Below are 16,632 nucleotides of genomic sequence, written 5' to 3'. Positions count from 1 at the left end.
CCGCCTCCGGGCGGCCGTTTCCGTTGTCCCCGGACGGGTAATCGGCCGTCATGACGGATTCACGCAACGACGAGGCCTGGCGCGACGAGGAGAAACTCCCCCTCAGCGAACTGAACAAGGCGATGGCCACGTGGGACACCGACGGCCAGAACGACGCCACCGACAACGACGCCGGCCAGGAGCCCGCGGAGACGGCGGCGGGGCGGCCCAGCACCACCCCGCACACCGGGCCCCACTGATTTCCGGTACGGCTACGTGAGCCCACGGCCACCCCGGTTCGGGCGGGCGTCCCGCCCAAACTAGAGCTCCGTGGTCATCGGGCGGCATCCTCGGAAGCCGTCCGGTCGGCGGCACGCGGCGGGACGGCCGCTCCGGGTGCGCTCGTCCGCCGCGGCGGGTCCGCCTTCCCCGTGGCGATCGGTGCAGCCGGCGGTGGCGGGTTCGTAGTCGCAGCGGGCCGCGGGTCACGCCGCGGAACCGTCGGCCGGGTGTCTCTCGTACCGCCCGGGCGGCTGTCTCTCGTCCCCGGCGTCCGGGGATTTCTCGTCCCGGCCGTGCGGGCGTCCTTCTTCCCGGCAGTCCGGGCGTCCCTCTTCCCGGTCGTGCGGGCGTCACCCGCGGGTGCGGGCGGCCGCGGTTCACCGGTCGGGGCGATCACGCCGGGGCGGGGGCCCGGACCGGCCGGCTTTCCCGGCGGCACCGTCCACGGATCGCGTCCCGGGGCGACCGTGCCGGGTACGTCATCCGTGGACTGACGGACCACCAGCGCGCCCAGGCCGCCCTCCGCGCGGATCGCATAACGGTCCCGGGCCCGCCGGAACACCGGATCGTGCAGCACGGTCCCCGCGGCGGTGCCGTTGTTGGTCGTCCACGGGGTCTCCACCGATCCGGCGCCCTCGGACAGGCGCACCCGTACCGGCGTACCGCTGCCGACCGACACCACGGCCGTACCCACCCCGCCGGTGAAGACGATCGGAACGGTGCCCTCCGGCTCCGGCAGCCACACCTCGGCCAGCCCCGCCGAGCCGACCTCGACCCGCTGCACCCGCCCGTCCCGCAGGTTCAGCTGCTGCTCACCGGCGCCGGCGGGCAGCCGGATATCCCACCGGACCTGGCGGTTCAGCACGATCCGCACCTCGTCCAGCCCGTCCCGGCCGGTGGCGGTCAGCCGCACCGTCACCCGGCCACCCCGACGGCTCACCACCGGCGCGACCCCCGCATCCGAGGCGGTGCTGACCCGATACAGCAGCCCCGGCATCCGCGCGAACCGGACCCGCACCCGGGCCGCGGCGTCACCCACAGTGAGCCAGGCGGCCGTACGGTCCAGAAGCGGCCCGGAGATCACCCGCTCGTCCGCCACCGGCACGACCGGCGTGACCATGCGCATCGGCGGCGCGCCCGGCGCCGGCCCGACCGCCGCCACCACTCCTACGGCGAGCAAGGAAACCCCGGCGGCGACAAGAATTGAGTGACGGAGACGCAAGACAGCAGGCACCATCGGACAACGCATTATCGGCCGAACGGGTGACGGCGATCCGCCCATATCGCGCCAGACTTTCCGAGTGCGATCCGTCGGCTTCCTCTCAGAGCGTCAGCGCCGCTTCGCTTGGATCGGCTTCCTCCTAGCCGCGTTCCAGGCTCCCCTGGCAGCGAAACTGGTCAATGATGCGTCCTGGTTCTTCGCCGTGGTAGTGGCCCTGGTGGTCGCCACGGTCATCATCGCCGACGACGCCGAGCGCCGTCGCCCCGAAGTGGTCGACTACCCGGAGTAACTCTCCAGATTTACCCCGACTCACCGGACCTGGCAGGGCTTCTCCGCCCGCTCGGTTCGGCCCGTCACTTCGGAGCCTTCGCGGCCGGACCCTACTCCGGGGTCCGGCCCTCATTCCTCGCTCCGCGCTCCGCGGCATGCTCCGGCGCACTTCCCGGTCCGGGTCTTCTCCGTGGTTTCCGGGCCGTCGGCTGCTCTCCGGGTGCGGCTGCTAGCCCGTACGACCGACCGGATCAGTTGCCGTTCTGCCGTTCCGGGTCCTCCGGGAGCGCCTCGTGTCCGCGCCGTCCGTGAGTGCGCCGGCGCTCCTTGAGCTCCGCCTCGTAGAGATGCCGCCGCCCACCCGCGAACCGCACCCGGGCGTCCCGCTCGAACTCCCGGAACTCGGCGTAGTACCCGTCGTCGAACTCCTCGACGATCTGGAACGTCCAATGCCCCGGAATCACGTTCCGCCCGATCAGCTCCCGCTGGATCCGCTCCGCAGTCTCGGTGTGTCCCGCCTGCATGAACAGCGAAACAGCCTCGTCCAGCGCGAAATCGGCCTTCCCGACGAGCTGATGAGCGCTGTAGAGATGCCCGCGAACGCGTTCCACCGTCTCCAGGGCCTCACTGAGCTTGCCGAGCGCCTCCACGGTCACGTCGTCCAGCCCTTCCGGCCGCTGATGTCCCGAATCCGGACCGCCGCCAGCCACCACCGCTCCACCTTTCCGCGGCCCGCCACCTTCGCGGGCCCTCGCTGTTGCCTGCCGAACCTCTCCCGACAGCGCGACCGCCCCCGCCCGCAGCACCCCGGGACTTCGCGCACCGGGCCAATTTCCCGCACCGGACGAGTTCAACCGGCCTGCAACGCGGATAGACCCGTCGGTCACCCTGGCGTACCTAACGTTTCTTCTCATGAATGGTCTGTTCAGCAACGCCGCCGCCCGCGCCGCTCAGCGCTCCGCCCACGCCTCGCTCGCCGACCTCACCGCAGCTGTCGGCGTCACCGGCCTCGCCGCCGCACAGGCGAACCCCGGCCTCATGTCAGTGATCGACCAGCACGCCGCCGGCGTCCGGGACAGCCTCAACGCCGACTCGCGCCCGCTGACCGCGATCCTGCTGGCCGCCTACGCCGAGGGTGTCCGCGACGCCGCTTTCCAGCACGGCTGGACCGCCCCCGAGGACGGGATCGACTGGTCCGAGAACGACTGGGTCCTCCGCCGCCTGCTGGCGATCTGCCTGCTGGCCCGCACCCTGCCGGACCCGCGCTGACGACATCCCCACCGCTCTGACCTGAACAGGCCCAACCCGAACAGCTCTCGCCTCGAACATCCGGCCGGGTAGTTCGGCCACCCGCCCGAATCCCGTCCGCAAAGGGCCGGCACCGGTAACCCGGTGCCGGCCCTCGGCCCATTCCGGGTCTGTCAGCGGCCTATGGCATGCCTTGACCGCTGACCTCTCGACGCCGACCTCACCTCGCCCCACGCCCTACCCCGTCCGGCCAACCTCGCCCGGCGTCTTACCCGTCCGGCCGACCTCGCCCAGCGTCTTACCGGCCGAGGCGACCCCTACGCCGTGCCTCTACCTGCCGACGCCTTCCTTGCCCGGCGCCCTCACCTGCCGAGGCGGTCCATGCCCAGCGCCCTTACCGGCCGTCCTTGCCCGGCGCCGTCTCCGCGGTGGTTAGGCGTCTCCCCGCTCGCCCGGCGTCCGCCCCGCCTCCGGGCCAGCACCGGTCTCGGCGGGCCGCCGGCTCTCCACGGTCCGGTCCGTGTCGTCGCCCCGCGCCGCGCCCTCCCCGGCTGCCCCCGTTCTGGCCCCGCCTGCCCCGACTTCGCTCTCGCCGGTCACGCCGGAACCCGATTCACGTATGACGACCACCTCGTCACCCGGGCTCGGCCCCATGGTGATGAACGCCGTGGGCGACTCGTCCGAATCCGAGTCCGAACCGGGAGCACCGGCCTCACCGGTACGCGAACTGCGAACAACGAACGAAGTCGTCGGCTCACCCCCGCCGGAACCATCCCCGACCACCGAAACCGTCGGCTCACCGGAAACCGGCCGATCCAGGACGAACGAGGTCGTCGGCTCACCATCCCCGACCACCGAAACCGTCGGCTCACCGGAGACCGGCCGATCCAGCACGAAGGAGGTCGTCGGGTCACCGTCGTCCGGACCGCTGACAGTCAGGGAAACCGTCGGTTCACCCGACACGAACGACGTCGTCGGCTCACTCCCGTCCGCCGATCGAAACGCCGGGCCACCCGACACGAACGAGGTGGTCGACTCGCTGTCGTGCGGACCGCCTGCCGCCAGCACAACCGTCGGTTCACCCGAAACCGGCCCACCTGACACGAACGACGTAGTCGGCTCACTGTCAAACGTGACGACGCTTGTCGTCGGCTCGTCTCGATCAGGTGTGGCGGCAGGTACGCCCGGCACCGGACCGGAACCCGGGTCGTGGGCCGGGACGGTGTTCAGCTGCCGGGTCGGCTCGCCGGCGGCTGCGTCCGGCACTGCCGAGGCGTTGAGGCGGTGGCCGGGATCCGTCGGGTCGTCGTCTCCGGCAGCGGGGTCGGCCGATGCCGGTGCTGGCCTCACCCCCGGCGTGAGCAGGGTGGTCTCGGCTGAACCGATGTGCACGAAGATCGTGGGGTCTTCGTCGGCCGTAGGACCTTCGTAGGTCGCCGGCTGACGGTCCTCGGGGCGGTCGAAGCCCGGAATCATATGCGGGCGGTCGTCGACCATGCCGGCTGCCGGAGCGTCGACGATCTGGGTCTCGTCGCCGCCGCGTGCACGGGACTGGCGTTCCTCCTCCGCCCAGCGGGCTTCCCAGCCCCAGTCGTCGCCCTCCTCCGGATATGCCCGCGATCCGATCCCGCCGGCACGTGCGCCCCGCTCCTCACCGCCGGCCGGCGACGGTGCGTCACTCGATGTGCCGGCGGCGGTGGACGACGGCGCATCACCGGTGTCCCCGGACGTAGCCACGGAACCGGTACCCGAGCCGTCGCTTGCCGAGGAACTCAAGCCGTCGTCCGCCGAGGAACCCGAGTCATCTCTGGTCAACGACTCCGAAGTCGGGGCAACCGCCCCCGTGACTGCCGGAGCGCCCGCTGACGCGCCACCGGCGGCTGAGCCGTCGGGTGGCGCCGGTGCGGTACCCGAAGTGCGGGCTTCCAGATCCGCCGTCCGGCCGGGCGCGTCGGCCTCCTCCTGTCCCCGCACGCCGGTGACCGCGGCACCGGCCGCGACCGCCTGAGCCGTCGATGGCCGATCGGCACTAGACGCGCGGCTTGTCTGGATAGTCACGTCGTCCGCACCGGCCGGGCTCGGGTGCCCGATCTTGCCCGCAAGACCGGCCATGCCTCCTGGGCCGGTTCGGCCGCTCGAGCCAGAACCACTCGAGCTAGGACCGGTCGAGCCGGGGTCGGTCGAGCCGGGACCGGACGGCCCGGGACCGGACGGCCCGGGACCGGTTGAGCCAAGGTCGGCCGAACCAAGACCGGACGAGCCAAGGTCGGCCGAACCGGGACCGGACGAGCCAAGGTCGGCCGAACCGAGGTCGGTCGGGCTGGGACCGGCTGTGCTGGAGTGGTCGTATCCGGTGGGCCGGGCCGCCTTGCGAGCGCGCTCCTCGGCGTAGGCGCGCGCCTGTGACCGGATCACCGCTGATTCGGCGGCGGCCCGGTCGAGCCAGCCGTCCCAGCGCTGCTGCATGGGCCGGATCAGGCCACCGCCCACGCCGACGATGATGACGCCGGCGACGGTGGCGAGGATGGTGATGAGCAGCGGGCGGGTCACCGAGGTGGCGATGCCGATCTGGTCGAGGCCGGCGATGACGCCGAGGGTGATGATCACCGCGGTGACGGCCTTGGCCAGCACGCGGGCGTAACCGAGGTTGCCGAGGACGGCCAGGGTCAGATCGTGGGCGGCCCGCGCGATGGCGGTGGTGACGACGACGATCACGATCGCCACGAAGACCTGGGGCAGCCAGGAGATCAGGTCGTTGATCAGTTCACCGGCCGGGTTGGGACCCCAGACGCCGAATGCCAGCTGCAGCGCGAACAGCAGCACCACGAAGAACGCAAGGCGCGCGCAGACGTCGGTGGCGCTCGGTGTTCCGGGTCTGATGAGGCGGCCGGCCGGGCCCTGCTGGACGGCCCGGTCGAACCCGGTCCTGCGGAGCGCCTTGGTGGTGAGGGTGCGGGCCAGACGGGCCAGCAGATAACCGACCATCACGATCGCGAGGAACGCCAGGGCCGACGGCAGGAACAGCACCACCGAACGCCACATGTCGCTCAGCCCACGACTCAGCCCGTCTCCGGTCATCGGTCCTCCCTGACTGCCCGCGGCCCGGCCGTCACGCCGCCTCCACGAACCATAGGCCTCTGGAGTACCACGAACCCCCGGCAATCTCGCGGCCGACGGAACCACGGACGTGGGCACGCCGGACATCGCCGCTGCTTGGCGGCATCCGGCCGGCGGCTCGAAGCGGGAAGACGACACAACCGGGGCTCAGGCGAGGAGAATCCCGTCACGGAGGAAGCGGTTGACGGGCCCGGTGGAAAGGGTCACACCGCGCGACCGGCTCGGGGCGGCGGTCCTGGGCGGGCAGCCCGGATCGGATCACGTCTCAGCCACTCACGCAGGGTGAGAAGAAGGCGGAGGTTGCTCTGCATCAATGCCTTCTAGTACCGGGGAACGGTCAATAACCGGACGGACGGCCGGTGGGGCATCGTACAAACGGACCACACGGGATAGGCTTTCCGCATGGTCGGCTCGGAAGGGTTCGGGTCGGGGGGCATCCACCCGTCTCCGATCACCACGCTGCCCGTGCAGGCGGCCGGAGCACAGCACACCGGCCTGGGCTGCGCGGCGATGGTGCACGCCTTCGACTGGTCGGCCACCTCGCTCGGCCCGATCACGGGCTGGGATCCGGCGGTCCGAGCGGCCGTCGAGCTGATGCTCTCCTCCCCCGTGCCGATGCTGCTCACCGTCGGTGACGACTTCGTGGTCATCTACAACGACGCCTATGCCGAGGTGCTCGACGCGCTGCATCCGTTCGCGCTCGGCCGGCCGGCCGCACTGGCGTTCGGGGCCGCGTGGGAGCAGCCGGGTCTGGGCGACGTGATCCAGCAGGTGCACCGCAGTGCCCGGCCGGTGCTCGTGCCCGAAAGCCAGGTGCAGTTCGCGACGGGGCACGCCGAGCCGGCGTTCTACACCCGCGGGCACTCGGTGGTCCGCACGTCACGGGGTGCGGTGGCCGGTGTCCTCACGGTGGCCGCCGAGACCACGCACGTGGTGCACCGGCTGCAGAGTCTGGGCGAGCTGACCGCACGGCTCGCCGGGGCGCTCACCATCGACGATGTCACGAGAGTCGTTCTGACGTACGCGATGGAATCCTTTGATCTTGATCATTGCGTCTTCGCCGTGGACGAGGGACTGGCCTATCGCTTCGTCCGCCGGATCCGCGGCGAGATGCTGGACGAGGTCGACGAACGTCTGCCACCGGTCTGGCGGCGCGTCAGTGCCGATCCGGCGGCACCCGCGGTGGCGGCGGCGGAGACCGGGCGGGCCACGTTCGTCGCCGACGGCGAGCCGCTCGCGGCGGTCGCCTCCGATCGGCACGAGCGCCGGGTCCGCGCCCTGGCCGCCCTGCCGCTGCGGACACCGTCGCTGCGTGGCGCGCTGACCGTGGGCTTCCGCCGGGCGCACGTCTGGCTGCCGGCCGAGCGGGCCCTGCTCAAGGCCGCGGCCGAGCTGGTGGCACAGGCAGCCGAGCGGGCCCGGCGGTTCGAGGCCCAGCACGGTACGGCCCAGCTGCTCCAGCGCAGCATGCTTCCCGAGCATCTTCCCGAGCTGGAGACGTTCCGGATCGCGGCGCGCTACGACGTGGGTGTCGACGGCAACGCGGCCGGTGGCGACTTCTACGACGCGTTCCACCTGCTCGACGGCCGGCTGGCGATGGTGCTCGGCGACGTGGCCGGGCACGACGTGCGGGCCGCCGCGGTGATGGGGCAGGTCCGCGCCGCGCTGCGGGCGATGGCACTGACCGACCCGTCGCCGCCGAGCGTGCTGGCCGGGCTGGATCGGCTGGTCGGTTCGCTGGGCGCCGAGTCGCGCAACGAAGAGATCTTCGTGACCGTGGTGTACGGCGTGCTCGACCCGTCGGACGGTTCGATCACGCTGGCGAGTGCGGGTCATCCGCCGCCGGTGCTGCGCCGGGCCGGGCGGGCCGGTGAGCCGGCCACCGCCGAGCTGGTGAAGGTGCCGCCGGGCGCGCCGCTCGGCCTGGGCGGGCGCTGGCAGACCGGTTCGGTGCGGCTGGAACCGGGCGACAGCATCCTGCTGTTCAGCGACGGTGTGGTGGAGCGGCGGGACCGGCCGCTCAGCGAAGGACTGGACGCCCTGGTCGCAGCGGCGGCCGCGTCACCGAGCGGCGATCCGCGCAACCTGTGCTCGCTGTCGACGGCCGCGGTGCAGGGGACGACCGACGACGACGTGGCGGTCCTCGCGGTGGAGCATGCGCTGGCCGCCAGCCGGTCGGCGACCATGCAGGTGGCGGCGGAGCCGACGGGGCCGAGCCGGGTCCGGCAGTGGATGACGGCGCGGCTGCGGGAGTGGAACGTGCCCGAGTCGGTGGTCGGCGCGGCCATCCTGTGCACCAGCGAGCTGACGACGAACGCGCTGCTGCACGCGGGCACCCCGGCCCAGGTGCACATCGACCTGAACGCCGAACGTCTCCTCGTGTCGGTGGCCGACACCGGTACCCGCGGCAGCGTCATCCGGGCGCACGCCGACACTCTCGCCAGCCGGGGCCGCGGCCTGGGCCTGATCGAGGAACTCAGCGACTCGTGGGGCACCGACCCGACGGTCCGCGGATCGACGGTGTGGTTCGAGATGCTCTTGGCGGGTAAAGCGCGGGCATGACTTTGCCGGACATTCCGGTGTCCGATGTGGTCTATGCCCTGTTCGGTGCCGGTGCGCTGCTGGCCGGCATCCTGCCCCGGCTGCTGGAACGCCGGCCGCTGTCCATGCCGATGACGTTCCTGGGACTGGGGATGCTGGTCTTCGGGCTGCCGCTGGGCCTGCCCCCGGCCGATCCGCTGGCACATCCGAAACTGACCGAACACCTCACCGAGGTGGGCGTGATCGTCGCCCTGATGGGCGCCGGGCTGAAAATCGACCGGCCGTTCGGCCGCCGGCGCTGGGCGTCCACGTTCCGCCTTCTGATCGTGGCGATGCCGGTGACGATCGCCGCGGTGGCACTGCTCGGCTGGTGGTGGGCGGGCCTGGTGCCGGCCTCCGCGCTGCTGCTGGGTGCGGCGATGGCACCCACCGATCCGGTGCTCGCCTCGGATGTGCAGGTCGGCGAGCCGACCGACCGGGAGGACTCGGAGGACGAGGTCCGGTTCGCGCTCACCTCGGAGGCGGGGCTGAACGACGGGCTGGCGTTCCCGTTCGTCTACGCGGCGATCGCGATCGCGGCACACGGCCTGGATCCGGCCGGCTGGTTCGGCGAGTGGATGCTGAGCGACGTCCTCTACAAGGGCGCGGTGGGGCTGGTCGGCGGCATCGTGATCGGACGGTTGCTGGGCAAGCTCTTCTTCCGGGCGAAGCGGGACTCACTACGACTTGCCCGCCACTCCGAAGGGTTTCTGGCACTGGCGGCCACTTTTCTGGCGTACGGGCTGGTCGAGGTCGTCGGGGGTTATGGGTTTCTCGCGGTGTTCGTGGCGGCGCGGGCGATCCGGGCGGCGGAACGGTCGCACGAGTACCACCAGGTGCTGCACGACTTCGCCGAGCAGATCGAACGCCTGCTGACCGTGCTGTTGCTCCTGCTGCTCGGCGGCGCGGTGGTCGGCGGACTGCTGACGCCGCTCACCTGGCAGGCCGCGCTGACCGGTCTGGCCCTGATCTTCGTGATCCGTCCGCTGTCCGGTTTCGTGGCCCTCCGAGGTGCACCCGGAAACACATCGGAACACTGGGTGATCGCCACGTTCGGTATCCGTGGTGTCGGCACGTTCTATTACCTAGCGTATGCAGTCACACTTACCGATTTCGTCGGTACGGAACTCGTCTGGGCGACCGCGGCATTCGTCGTCGTCGTGTCCGTAGTGCTGCACGGAATAGCCGCAACACCGGTGATGCGTCACCTGGATCACTCGCCTGCTTACCAGGAGTAACTTAATACTGCTCTAAACCGGACAATGAACCGGCCGGTGGTGACGAAGCGTTATCAGTGCCGTAGAGTACGAAGGTAACTGGGGATGTCCACCATGGAGCGGCTCATGCGGATCAGAGGCTATGCACCCTTGACACCTTGCTGGGTGGAACTGGCGAGTGCGGACCCCGCACGCGCGGCACAGTTCTACGCAGAGTTGTTCGGCTGGGAGTCGGCGGGTGATCGGTTCAAGCTCGACGGGCGCGCCGTGGCCGGCCTCACCCGCAGCCGGTACGACCGGCCTGACGGCTGGCTCACCCATCTCAGCACACCCGACCTCGAGGAGACGCTCGAGCAGGTCGCCCTCTCCGGCGGCCACTGCCTGAGCCACCCCACCGAGGCCCACGGCGGCCGGCGTGCGATCGTCGCCGACCCGAACGGTGCCATCATCGGCCTCTGGCAGGCGTACGACTTCGCCGGCGCACAGGTCGGCGGTGAACCCGGCACGATGTCCTGGCCGGAACTGATCACCGACGACCCGGACGGTGCGGCCCGCTTCTACGGCTCGGCGTTCGGCTGGCTGCTGCGCCACGACTTCGGCACCGGCGAATGGCTCAACCAGGGCCACGACGCCGTCGCCGGCCTCGCCCCCGGATACCGTGGCGCCTGGTGGCGTGCGGCTTTCCAGGTCGAGGACATCCAGTACGCGGCCGACCACTGCGAACGCCTCGGCGGTGCGATCATCACCGAGCCGTCGGAAGCCGGCCTGACCGCCCTCGCTGAACTGCGCGACCCGTTCGGTGCCCGGTTCACGGTCGCCGCTCCGGTGCACCACCCGGTCGAGCTGACCGTCTCCCTGGGCACCCTGCCCGCCTGGGACTGACACTCCCCCGGCGTATACATGCGGAAATGGCCGGCCCTTTGAGGCCGGCCATTCCGCGTTCGCCGCCCTCGGCGCCCGTCGCCGCTCTCGCCGCTCGACGCCGCTCTCGCCGCCCCGTCGCCGCTCTCGGCCGCCCGGCGATCTGCGGTCCGCAACAGGCGGGCGGCGGCAACCGACGGACAGCGCAGCGCCCTGCCGCACGCCGCAAGCACAGCTCAGGCGCCTGCGAAGTGGTGACCCGCGGCTTACATCGACGCGCAACTCACCACGCAAACCTGGCCCCTACCCGCGTGGTGACCTGCGGCGTGGATACGGGCACAGATCACCACGCACGCTGGCGCACCGTCAGGCGTGGTGAACCGCGGCGCAGATACCGATACGAGCACGAATCACCACAAACCCCAGGCACACCGCCAAGCGTGGTGACCTGCGGCGCGGATCACCACGCACCGCGGGGTGGCATGGCTTGCGGCGGGGCCGGGCGGCGGGTCACCGCGTATGTCGGGGCGGCCCTTGACCTGGTCCTCCGGCGGTGGGTGCGGCAACCACCCGGAGCCGGAAGGACGGGCGGGTTCACTTCCGGGGGTTTGTGGCATGGAGTGGTACGGCGGCGGGTAATGGCACATGCGTTCGAGATCTTCAAGGGGAAGGACGGCGACATGGCCGACCGGACGAATGCCACAGACGCCACGGACGCGGGCAACGCGATCAAGGACCCGGACGACTGGACCACCGGGGACCAGCCAGCGACCGGGGCTCAGGAGTCCTACCTGCGGACTCTCGCGTCCGAGGCACACGAGGATGTCCCCGACGGCCTGACCAAGGCGGACGCCTCGCGCAAGATCGATGAGCTGCAGGAAAAGACCGGCCGCGGCGCCTGAGCGGCTTCGCTGACCGCCTCGTGTCCGACACCGATCAGGGGCGGCGACCCATCGGCGCATCCGGCGCCGGGTAAGGCGCATTCGGCGCCAGGCAAAGCACCCGGCGCCGGGCGAGGCTTAGTCGGCGCCAGGCAAAAGCACCAGGCACCAGGCGTATCTGGCGCCGGGTGAGGCGTATCAGGCGCCAGATAGAAGCACCCAGCACCATGCGAGGCGCCGCATCTGCGGCGCTACCGACCAATGCAGAGACAGGCCGGCCCACGGGCCGGCCTGTCTCTGTATGCGGGTGCCGGGAGTGCGGCGCGCAGCGTTACGGCGCGAGAGTCGTCAACCGCAGTTGACAGAAAAGCTCCGTCAACGTAGGTTGACAAACATGACCGAAGCTACCGACCTCGCGGCCGCCGCGAGCAGCGCCGACCCGAGGGTCGGCCTACGGGCGGTCGTGGCGCTGCGCCGCCTTCTCGAAGGACTGGAGCACCTGCAGGTCGCCAACGCCCGCGCCAAGGGCTGGTCCTGGCAGGAGATCGCCGACGCCCTCGAGGTGACCCGCCAGGGTGTGCACAAGAAGCACGCCCGCCTGATGCCGATGCCGGATCCACGGGAGGACTGAGATGTTCGAACGATTCACCAAGGCCGCCCGCGACGTCGTGATCGGCGCCCAGGAGAAAGCCCGGCAACTGGGCCACGACACGATCGGCACCGAGCACACCCTGCTGTCGCTGGTCTCCGGGGACCGGGCCGCGGTTCGCGAGGCGCTGCGCGGTGAGGGCGGGGAGACCGACGAGGATTACGTACGGGCGGCGATCATCCGGCACGTCGGGGATCGGAGCGAGGCCACCGCCATCGCCGACCGGGACGCCGAGGACGCCGCGGTGCTCAAGTCGATCGGCATCGACCTGGACGCGGTGCGCGCCGCCATCGAGGAGAACTTCGGGGCCGGGGCGTTGCGACTGCCCCGGCCCGCGCCGAAGAAGAAGGGGCTGTTCGGGCGGCTCACGGTCACCGCGGCCACAGGGCACCGGCCGTTCTCGGCACGTAACAAGAAGGTGCTCGAGTTGTCGCTGCGTGAGGCGATCCGGCTCAAGCACAACTTCATCGCGCCGGAGCACATCGCACTGGGCATCCTCCGGGAGGGGCAGGGACTGGCGATGCTGATCCTGGCCGAACGGGGGGTCGACTTCGAGGTGGCCCGCGAGCGGCTGGCCCAGGCTCTCAAGACGCCCGCCGCCTGACCGGAGATCCCCGCGACGACCTCCGATCAGGGGCACCGGACGGCGGCGAAGAGCAGCCGATCCCGCCATTCGCCACGGATGTGCAGGTAGTCGCGCAGGTGCCCCTCGTACCGCAGGCCGATCTTCTCCAGGACCCGGCGTGAGCCGGTGTTGGCGGGATCGCAGGTGGCGGCGACGCGGTGCAGGGCCAGCCGGTCGAAGGCGAAGCCGAGTACCGCCGCCGCCGCCTCGCCGGCGTAGCCGTGCCCCCAGGCCGGGCGGGCCAGGACGTAACCGAACTCGGCGCGGGAATGGACGCGGCTGGTGACCCGGAGTTCGACGGCGCCGATCAGCCGGCCGGCGTGCTCGACGGCGAACGGGTGGACGCCGTCGGCCGGCGACATCGCCTCGGCGACGAACTGTTCCGTGTCGGCGACGGTGTTCGGGCCCCAGTCCATGTAGCGGACCACCTCGGGGTCGCCGGCGTAGGCGTGCACCGCCGGCGCGTCTCCGGCACGGAAGGGCCGCAGGCACAGGCGGGCGGTCGTCAGTTCGGTCACCGCCTCACGGTAAACGGGCCGGGCCGCGGCCGGGTGGGCGCTCTACAGGCGCAGGCGCATCGCCGGGTCGGATTTGCGGGTGAAGCCGAGAGAGGCGTAAAGGGGTTCGCCGTCCGGCGAGGCCGTCAGGTCGGCGGCGCGGACGCCCTGGTCGCGGAACCACTGCAGGAGTGCCTCCATGCAGGCGCGGGAGTAGCCGCGGCGGCGCATGGCCGGGTCGGTGGAGACGTTGAAGACGTAACCGACGCGGCCGTCGGGGTTGAACGGGTTCCCGAGGCGTTCCTCGATGAGGCCAACCGCGCAGGAGACCAGGCCGGGCCCGTCAGGGTGCTCGGCGACGAAGGCCGCGAGGGTGGGCCGCGGATCCGCGAGGCGGCGGGCCAGGGAGGCGCGGGCCGGCTCGCGCCAGTCGTCGTTCCAGTTCGCGGTGCTGAAATGGCCGAGCATGATCGCCCGGAGGCGGACCAGTTCGTCGGCGTCGGCGACCACTGCTTGGCGGATCTTCACGTACGTACCCTAGCCGCGCTCTTTTCCTTCAGATTTGAATTTCAGATTTTAAGGAGTACGGTTCCGGGCATGGCCGAACCGCTGACCGGGACGCAACTGGCGCACTGGCGCACCTTCATCGAGAGCTCCTGGGCGCTGCACACCCGCCTCGAGGACGAGCTCCGGGCCGCCACCGGGCTGAGCATGAACGACTATCACGTGCTCGTCGCGCTCGCCGACGCGCCCGACCGGCGGATCCGCATGGGTGAGCTGGCCAACCGGCTCGTGCTGTCGCCGAGCCGGATCACTTACCAGATCAACTCCATGGTCAAGAGGGGTCTGGTGCGCAAGGAGAGTTGCCCCGACGACGGGCGCGGCCAGGAGGCCGTGCTGACCGAGGAAGGGCTGGCGACGCTGCGTGCGGCGGCACCGGCCCACCTGGAGACCGTCCGTGAGCGCTTCATCGACCATCTGGACGACGAGGAACTGGCCGTGATCGGCCGCGTCTTCGCCAAGATCAGGAAGGTATGAGCCATGCCCGCCATCACTGTTGAAGACGTCCTCGTCCTGCCCCGGCTTCCGCATCTGGACCCGGTGTCGACCGAGTTCCGCGCCGTGCGGCGGCTGACCACGGCGCCGCAGGGCTACGAGGGCGAGGGGTTCCCGGTGCGCCGGGCCTTCGCCGGGGTGCCGATGTCCGAGCTCGACCCGTTCATCCACCTGGACCAGATGGGCGAGGTCGACTACGCGCCGGGTGAGCCGAAGGGCACCCCGTGGCACCCGCACCGCGGGTTCGAGACGGTCACCTACATGATCGACGGGATCATGGACCACCAGGACTCGCTCGGTGGCGGCGGCTCCATCTCGAACAGCGACACCCAGTGGATGACCGCCGGCAAGGGCATCCTGCACATCGAGGCGCCGCCGGAGCAGCTGGTCACCAGCGGCGGGCTCTTCCACGGGCTCCAGCTGTGGGTCAACCTGCCCCGCGCCGCCAAGATGATCGACCCCAAATACCAGGACATCCGCGGTACGAAAGCGGCGCTCCTCACCACGCCGGACGGCGGCGGCCTGATCCGGGTGATCGCCGGTCAGATCGCCGGGCACCGCGGGCCGGGGTCGACCTTCACCCCGATCAACCTGGCCCACATCACCCTGCAGCCCGGCGCACGCCTCGACCTGCCCTGGCAGACCGACTACAACGCCCTGGTGTACGTGCTCGCCGGCGAGGGCTACGCGGGCACCGACATGCGGCCGATCCGCCTCGGACAACTCGCCACGTACGGGCACGGCGAGGCGATCCGGGTGGAGGCGAAGACCGAGCTGGACCTGTTCGTGATGGGCGGGCAACCGATCCGGGAGCCGATCGCCCACTACGGGCCGTTCGTGATGAACACCCGGGCCGAGCTGAAGCAGGCCTTCGAGGACTTCCAGAAGGGACGTCTCGGAGTCGTGCCGGCGGCGCGCGTACCGCACGTGGACTAACTAGGCTGACCGGCATGGACCGGATCGAGCGATTCGCCGACGTCGTGGTCCGGGCTGGTGTCAACATCCAGCCCGGGCAGGGAGTGATTCTCCGTACGGACACCGCCCACCTCGAGATCGCGCGTGCGGTCGTGGAGGCGGCGTATGCGGCGGGGGCCGCCTGGGTGGAGCCGATCTGGTCGGACGGCCCGATGCGCCGCTCCGCCGTCGACCATGCCAGCCTCGAGTCGCTGACCACCAGCCGCGGCTGGGCGCTGCAGCGCATCCGGGAGTGGTCGGAGCAGGGGGTCGCCTCGATCGCGCTGATCGGTGACGCCGATCCGCACGTGCTCGACGGCGCCGATCCGGTGCGGGCCGCGGCGTTCCCGATCGAGGAGATGCGCTCGATGCGGGAGAACGTGCTGGGCCGGCTCCGCTGGACCGTGGTGGGTGCGCCCAACCCGGGCTGGGCCCATCAGATCTTCGGCGAGCCGGACACCGATCGGCTGTGGGATGCCGTGTCGACCGCGATGCGCCTGGACGCCGAGGACCCGGCCGCCGCGTGGCGGGAGCGGGCCGCGACACTGGCCGACCGCGGGTCCCGGCTCGACGCGCTGGAGCTGACCTCGGTGCGGTACGTGGGTGACGGCACCGACCTCACCGTGGGGCTGATCCCGGGCTGCCGCTGGACGGGCGGTGGCCTGATCGACTCGGCGGGAATCCCGTACATGCCGAACATCCCGACCGAGGAGGTGTTCACCAGCCCCGACCGTCGCCGCGCGGACGGGGTGATCCGGCTGACGAAGCCCCTGGTGCTGAACGGGCAGCTGGTGCGCGGGCTGCGGGCCGAGTTCGCGGGCGGCCGGATCGTCGACGTGTCGGCCGACTCCGGCGTGGAGGCGGTGCGCGCCCAGCTGGAGACCGATCCGGGCGCGCGGTCGCTGGGCGAGGTGTCGCTCGTCGACTCGGAGAGCCGGATCGCCAAGGCCGGCATCGTCTTCCACAACACGCTGTTCGACGAGAACGCGGGCTGTCACGTCGCCTGGGGTTCGAGCTTCCCGTTCGCCGTGCCGGGCGGACCGGGGATGAGCGTGGCGGAGCGCGAGGAGCGGGGACTGAACACCTCGGCCGTGCACACCGACGTGGTGATCGGCGGCGACGGCATCACGGTCACCGGCACCGGCCCGAAGGGCACCATCGAGATCATCCGCAACGACGAGTGGGTGCTCTGAG

General features: G+C 71.0%; 17 protein-coding genes and 1 pseudogene. 13 read left to right on the top strand and 5 right to left on the bottom strand.

The genetic code is table 11. The annotated features are described in order from the left end of the window. Positions 1-50: 50 nt before the first annotated feature. Positions 51-239: a hypothetical protein gene (locus AB0G04_RS20255; protein WP_360984524.1), complete on the top strand. Its 189-nt coding sequence runs from the start codon at positions 51-53 to the stop codon at positions 237-239. Between the two features lie 74 nt (positions 240-313). Here AB0G04_RS20255 and AB0G04_RS20250 read toward each other — a convergent pair whose 3' ends face one another. Continuing rightward, entirely contained in the window at positions 314-1,441 is a 1,128-nt protein-coding gene (locus AB0G04_RS20250) for a hypothetical protein (protein WP_360984521.1), read from the bottom strand. A 121-nt stretch (positions 1,442-1,562) separates the two neighbouring features. Here AB0G04_RS20250 and AB0G04_RS20245 point away from each other — a divergent pair, with 121 nt between their 5' ends. After that, entirely contained in the window at positions 1,563-1,772 is a 210-nt protein-coding gene (locus AB0G04_RS20245) for a hypothetical protein (protein WP_360984518.1), read from the top strand. Positions 1,773-2,004: 232 nt separating this feature from the next. Here AB0G04_RS20245 and AB0G04_RS20240 read toward each other — a convergent pair whose 3' ends face one another. After that, positions 2,005-2,466 (bottom strand): hypothetical protein, encoded by a 462-nt coding sequence (locus AB0G04_RS20240; RefSeq protein WP_360984515.1) that lies wholly within the window; start codon positions 2,464-2,466, stop codon positions 2,005-2,007. A gap of 199 nt (positions 2,467-2,665) precedes the next feature. Here AB0G04_RS20240 and AB0G04_RS20235 point away from each other — a divergent pair, with 199 nt between their 5' ends. After that, complete coding sequence (locus AB0G04_RS20235; protein ID WP_360984512.1) at positions 2,666-3,022, top strand: DUF6401 family natural product biosynthesis protein; 357 nt, start codon at positions 2,666-2,668, stop codon at positions 3,020-3,022. A gap of 411 nt (positions 3,023-3,433) precedes the next feature. Here AB0G04_RS20235 and AB0G04_RS20230 read toward each other — a convergent pair whose 3' ends face one another. Next, positions 3,434-6,079: a hypothetical protein gene (locus AB0G04_RS20230; RefSeq protein ID WP_360984510.1), complete on the bottom strand. Its 2,646-nt coding sequence runs from the start codon at positions 6,077-6,079 to the stop codon at positions 3,434-3,436. A gap of 441 nt (positions 6,080-6,520) precedes the next feature. Here AB0G04_RS20230 and AB0G04_RS20225 point away from each other — a divergent pair, with 441 nt between their 5' ends. The 7 genes and pseudogenes from AB0G04_RS20225 (at position 6,521) to AB0G04_RS20195 (ending at position 12,910) form a co-directional block, all read left to right on the top strand. Next, positions 6,521-8,680 carry a SpoIIE family protein phosphatase gene (locus AB0G04_RS20225; RefSeq protein ID WP_360984507.1) on the top strand — a complete coding sequence of 720 codons (2,160 nt, stop codon included), beginning with the start codon at positions 6,521-6,523 and terminating at the stop codon, positions 8,678-8,680. Then, a complete protein-coding gene (locus tag AB0G04_RS20220) occupies positions 8,677-9,936 on the top strand; it encodes a cation:proton antiporter (protein ID WP_360984504.1) in 1,260 nt (419 codons plus the stop codon). The genes AB0G04_RS20225 and AB0G04_RS20220 overlap by 4 nt, the downstream gene beginning before the upstream one ends. Before the next feature lie 105 nt (positions 9,937-10,041). Beyond that, positions 10,042-10,797: a VOC family protein gene (locus AB0G04_RS20215; RefSeq protein WP_360984501.1), complete on the top strand. Its 756-nt coding sequence runs from the start codon at positions 10,042-10,044 to the stop codon at positions 10,795-10,797. Between the two features lie 659 nt (positions 10,798-11,456). Then, entirely contained in the window at positions 11,457-11,678 is a 222-nt protein-coding gene (locus tag AB0G04_RS20210) for a DUF3072 domain-containing protein (RefSeq protein WP_360984674.1), read from the top strand. Positions 11,679-12,051: 373 nt separating this feature from the next. Next, positions 12,052-12,288, top strand: a complete 237-nt coding sequence (locus AB0G04_RS20205) for a helix-turn-helix domain-containing protein (RefSeq protein ID WP_360984498.1) — start codon at positions 12,052-12,054, stop codon at positions 12,286-12,288. A 1-nt stretch (position 12,289) separates the two neighbouring features. Next, a pseudogene (locus AB0G04_RS20200) lies at positions 12,290-12,442 on the top strand (Clp protease N-terminal domain-containing protein); the annotation flags it as partial. A 108-nt stretch (positions 12,443-12,550) separates the two neighbouring features. Continuing rightward, entirely contained in the window at positions 12,551-12,910 is a 360-nt protein-coding gene (locus AB0G04_RS20195) for a Clp protease N-terminal domain-containing protein (RefSeq protein ID WP_360984671.1), read from the top strand. A 26-nt stretch (positions 12,911-12,936) separates the two neighbouring features. On the opposite strand, the gene AB0G04_RS20190 is transcribed toward AB0G04_RS20195, so the two are convergent. Together AB0G04_RS20190 and AB0G04_RS20185 are read right to left on the bottom strand one after the other, a co-directional pair. Further along, positions 12,937-13,449, bottom strand: coding sequence for a GNAT family N-acetyltransferase (locus AB0G04_RS20190; protein WP_360984495.1), 513 nt, complete (start codon positions 13,447-13,449; stop codon positions 12,937-12,939). A 42-nt stretch (positions 13,450-13,491) separates the two neighbouring features. After that, positions 13,492-13,956: a GNAT family N-acetyltransferase gene (locus tag AB0G04_RS20185; protein WP_360984492.1), complete on the bottom strand. Its 465-nt coding sequence runs from the start codon at positions 13,954-13,956 to the stop codon at positions 13,492-13,494. Between the two features lie 69 nt (positions 13,957-14,025). Between AB0G04_RS20185 and AB0G04_RS20180 the strand changes: the two genes are divergently transcribed. From AB0G04_RS20180 to AB0G04_RS20170, 3 genes are read left to right on the top strand one after another with little or no spacing between them, the layout of a single operon-like run. Then, positions 14,026-14,466, top strand: a complete 441-nt coding sequence (locus AB0G04_RS20180; protein WP_360984489.1) for a MarR family transcriptional regulator — start codon at positions 14,026-14,028, stop codon at positions 14,464-14,466. A 3-nt stretch (positions 14,467-14,469) separates the two neighbouring features. Next, complete coding sequence (locus AB0G04_RS20175; RefSeq protein ID WP_360984486.1) at positions 14,470-15,420, top strand: pirin family protein; 951 nt, start codon at positions 14,470-14,472, stop codon at positions 15,418-15,420. A gap of 14 nt (positions 15,421-15,434) precedes the next feature. Further along, positions 15,435-16,631 carry an aminopeptidase gene (locus tag AB0G04_RS20170; RefSeq protein WP_360984483.1) on the top strand — a complete coding sequence of 399 codons (1,197 nt, stop codon included), beginning with the start codon at positions 15,435-15,437 and terminating at the stop codon, positions 16,629-16,631. The last annotated feature ends 1 nt before the right edge of the window (position 16,632 follow it).

The organism is Actinoplanes sp. NPDC023801, from assembly GCF_040639655.1.
Classification (GTDB): Bacteria; Actinomycetota; Actinomycetes; order Mycobacteriales; family Micromonosporaceae; genus Actinoplanes.
This window is presented reverse-complemented; position numbering and strand designations above follow the sequence as displayed.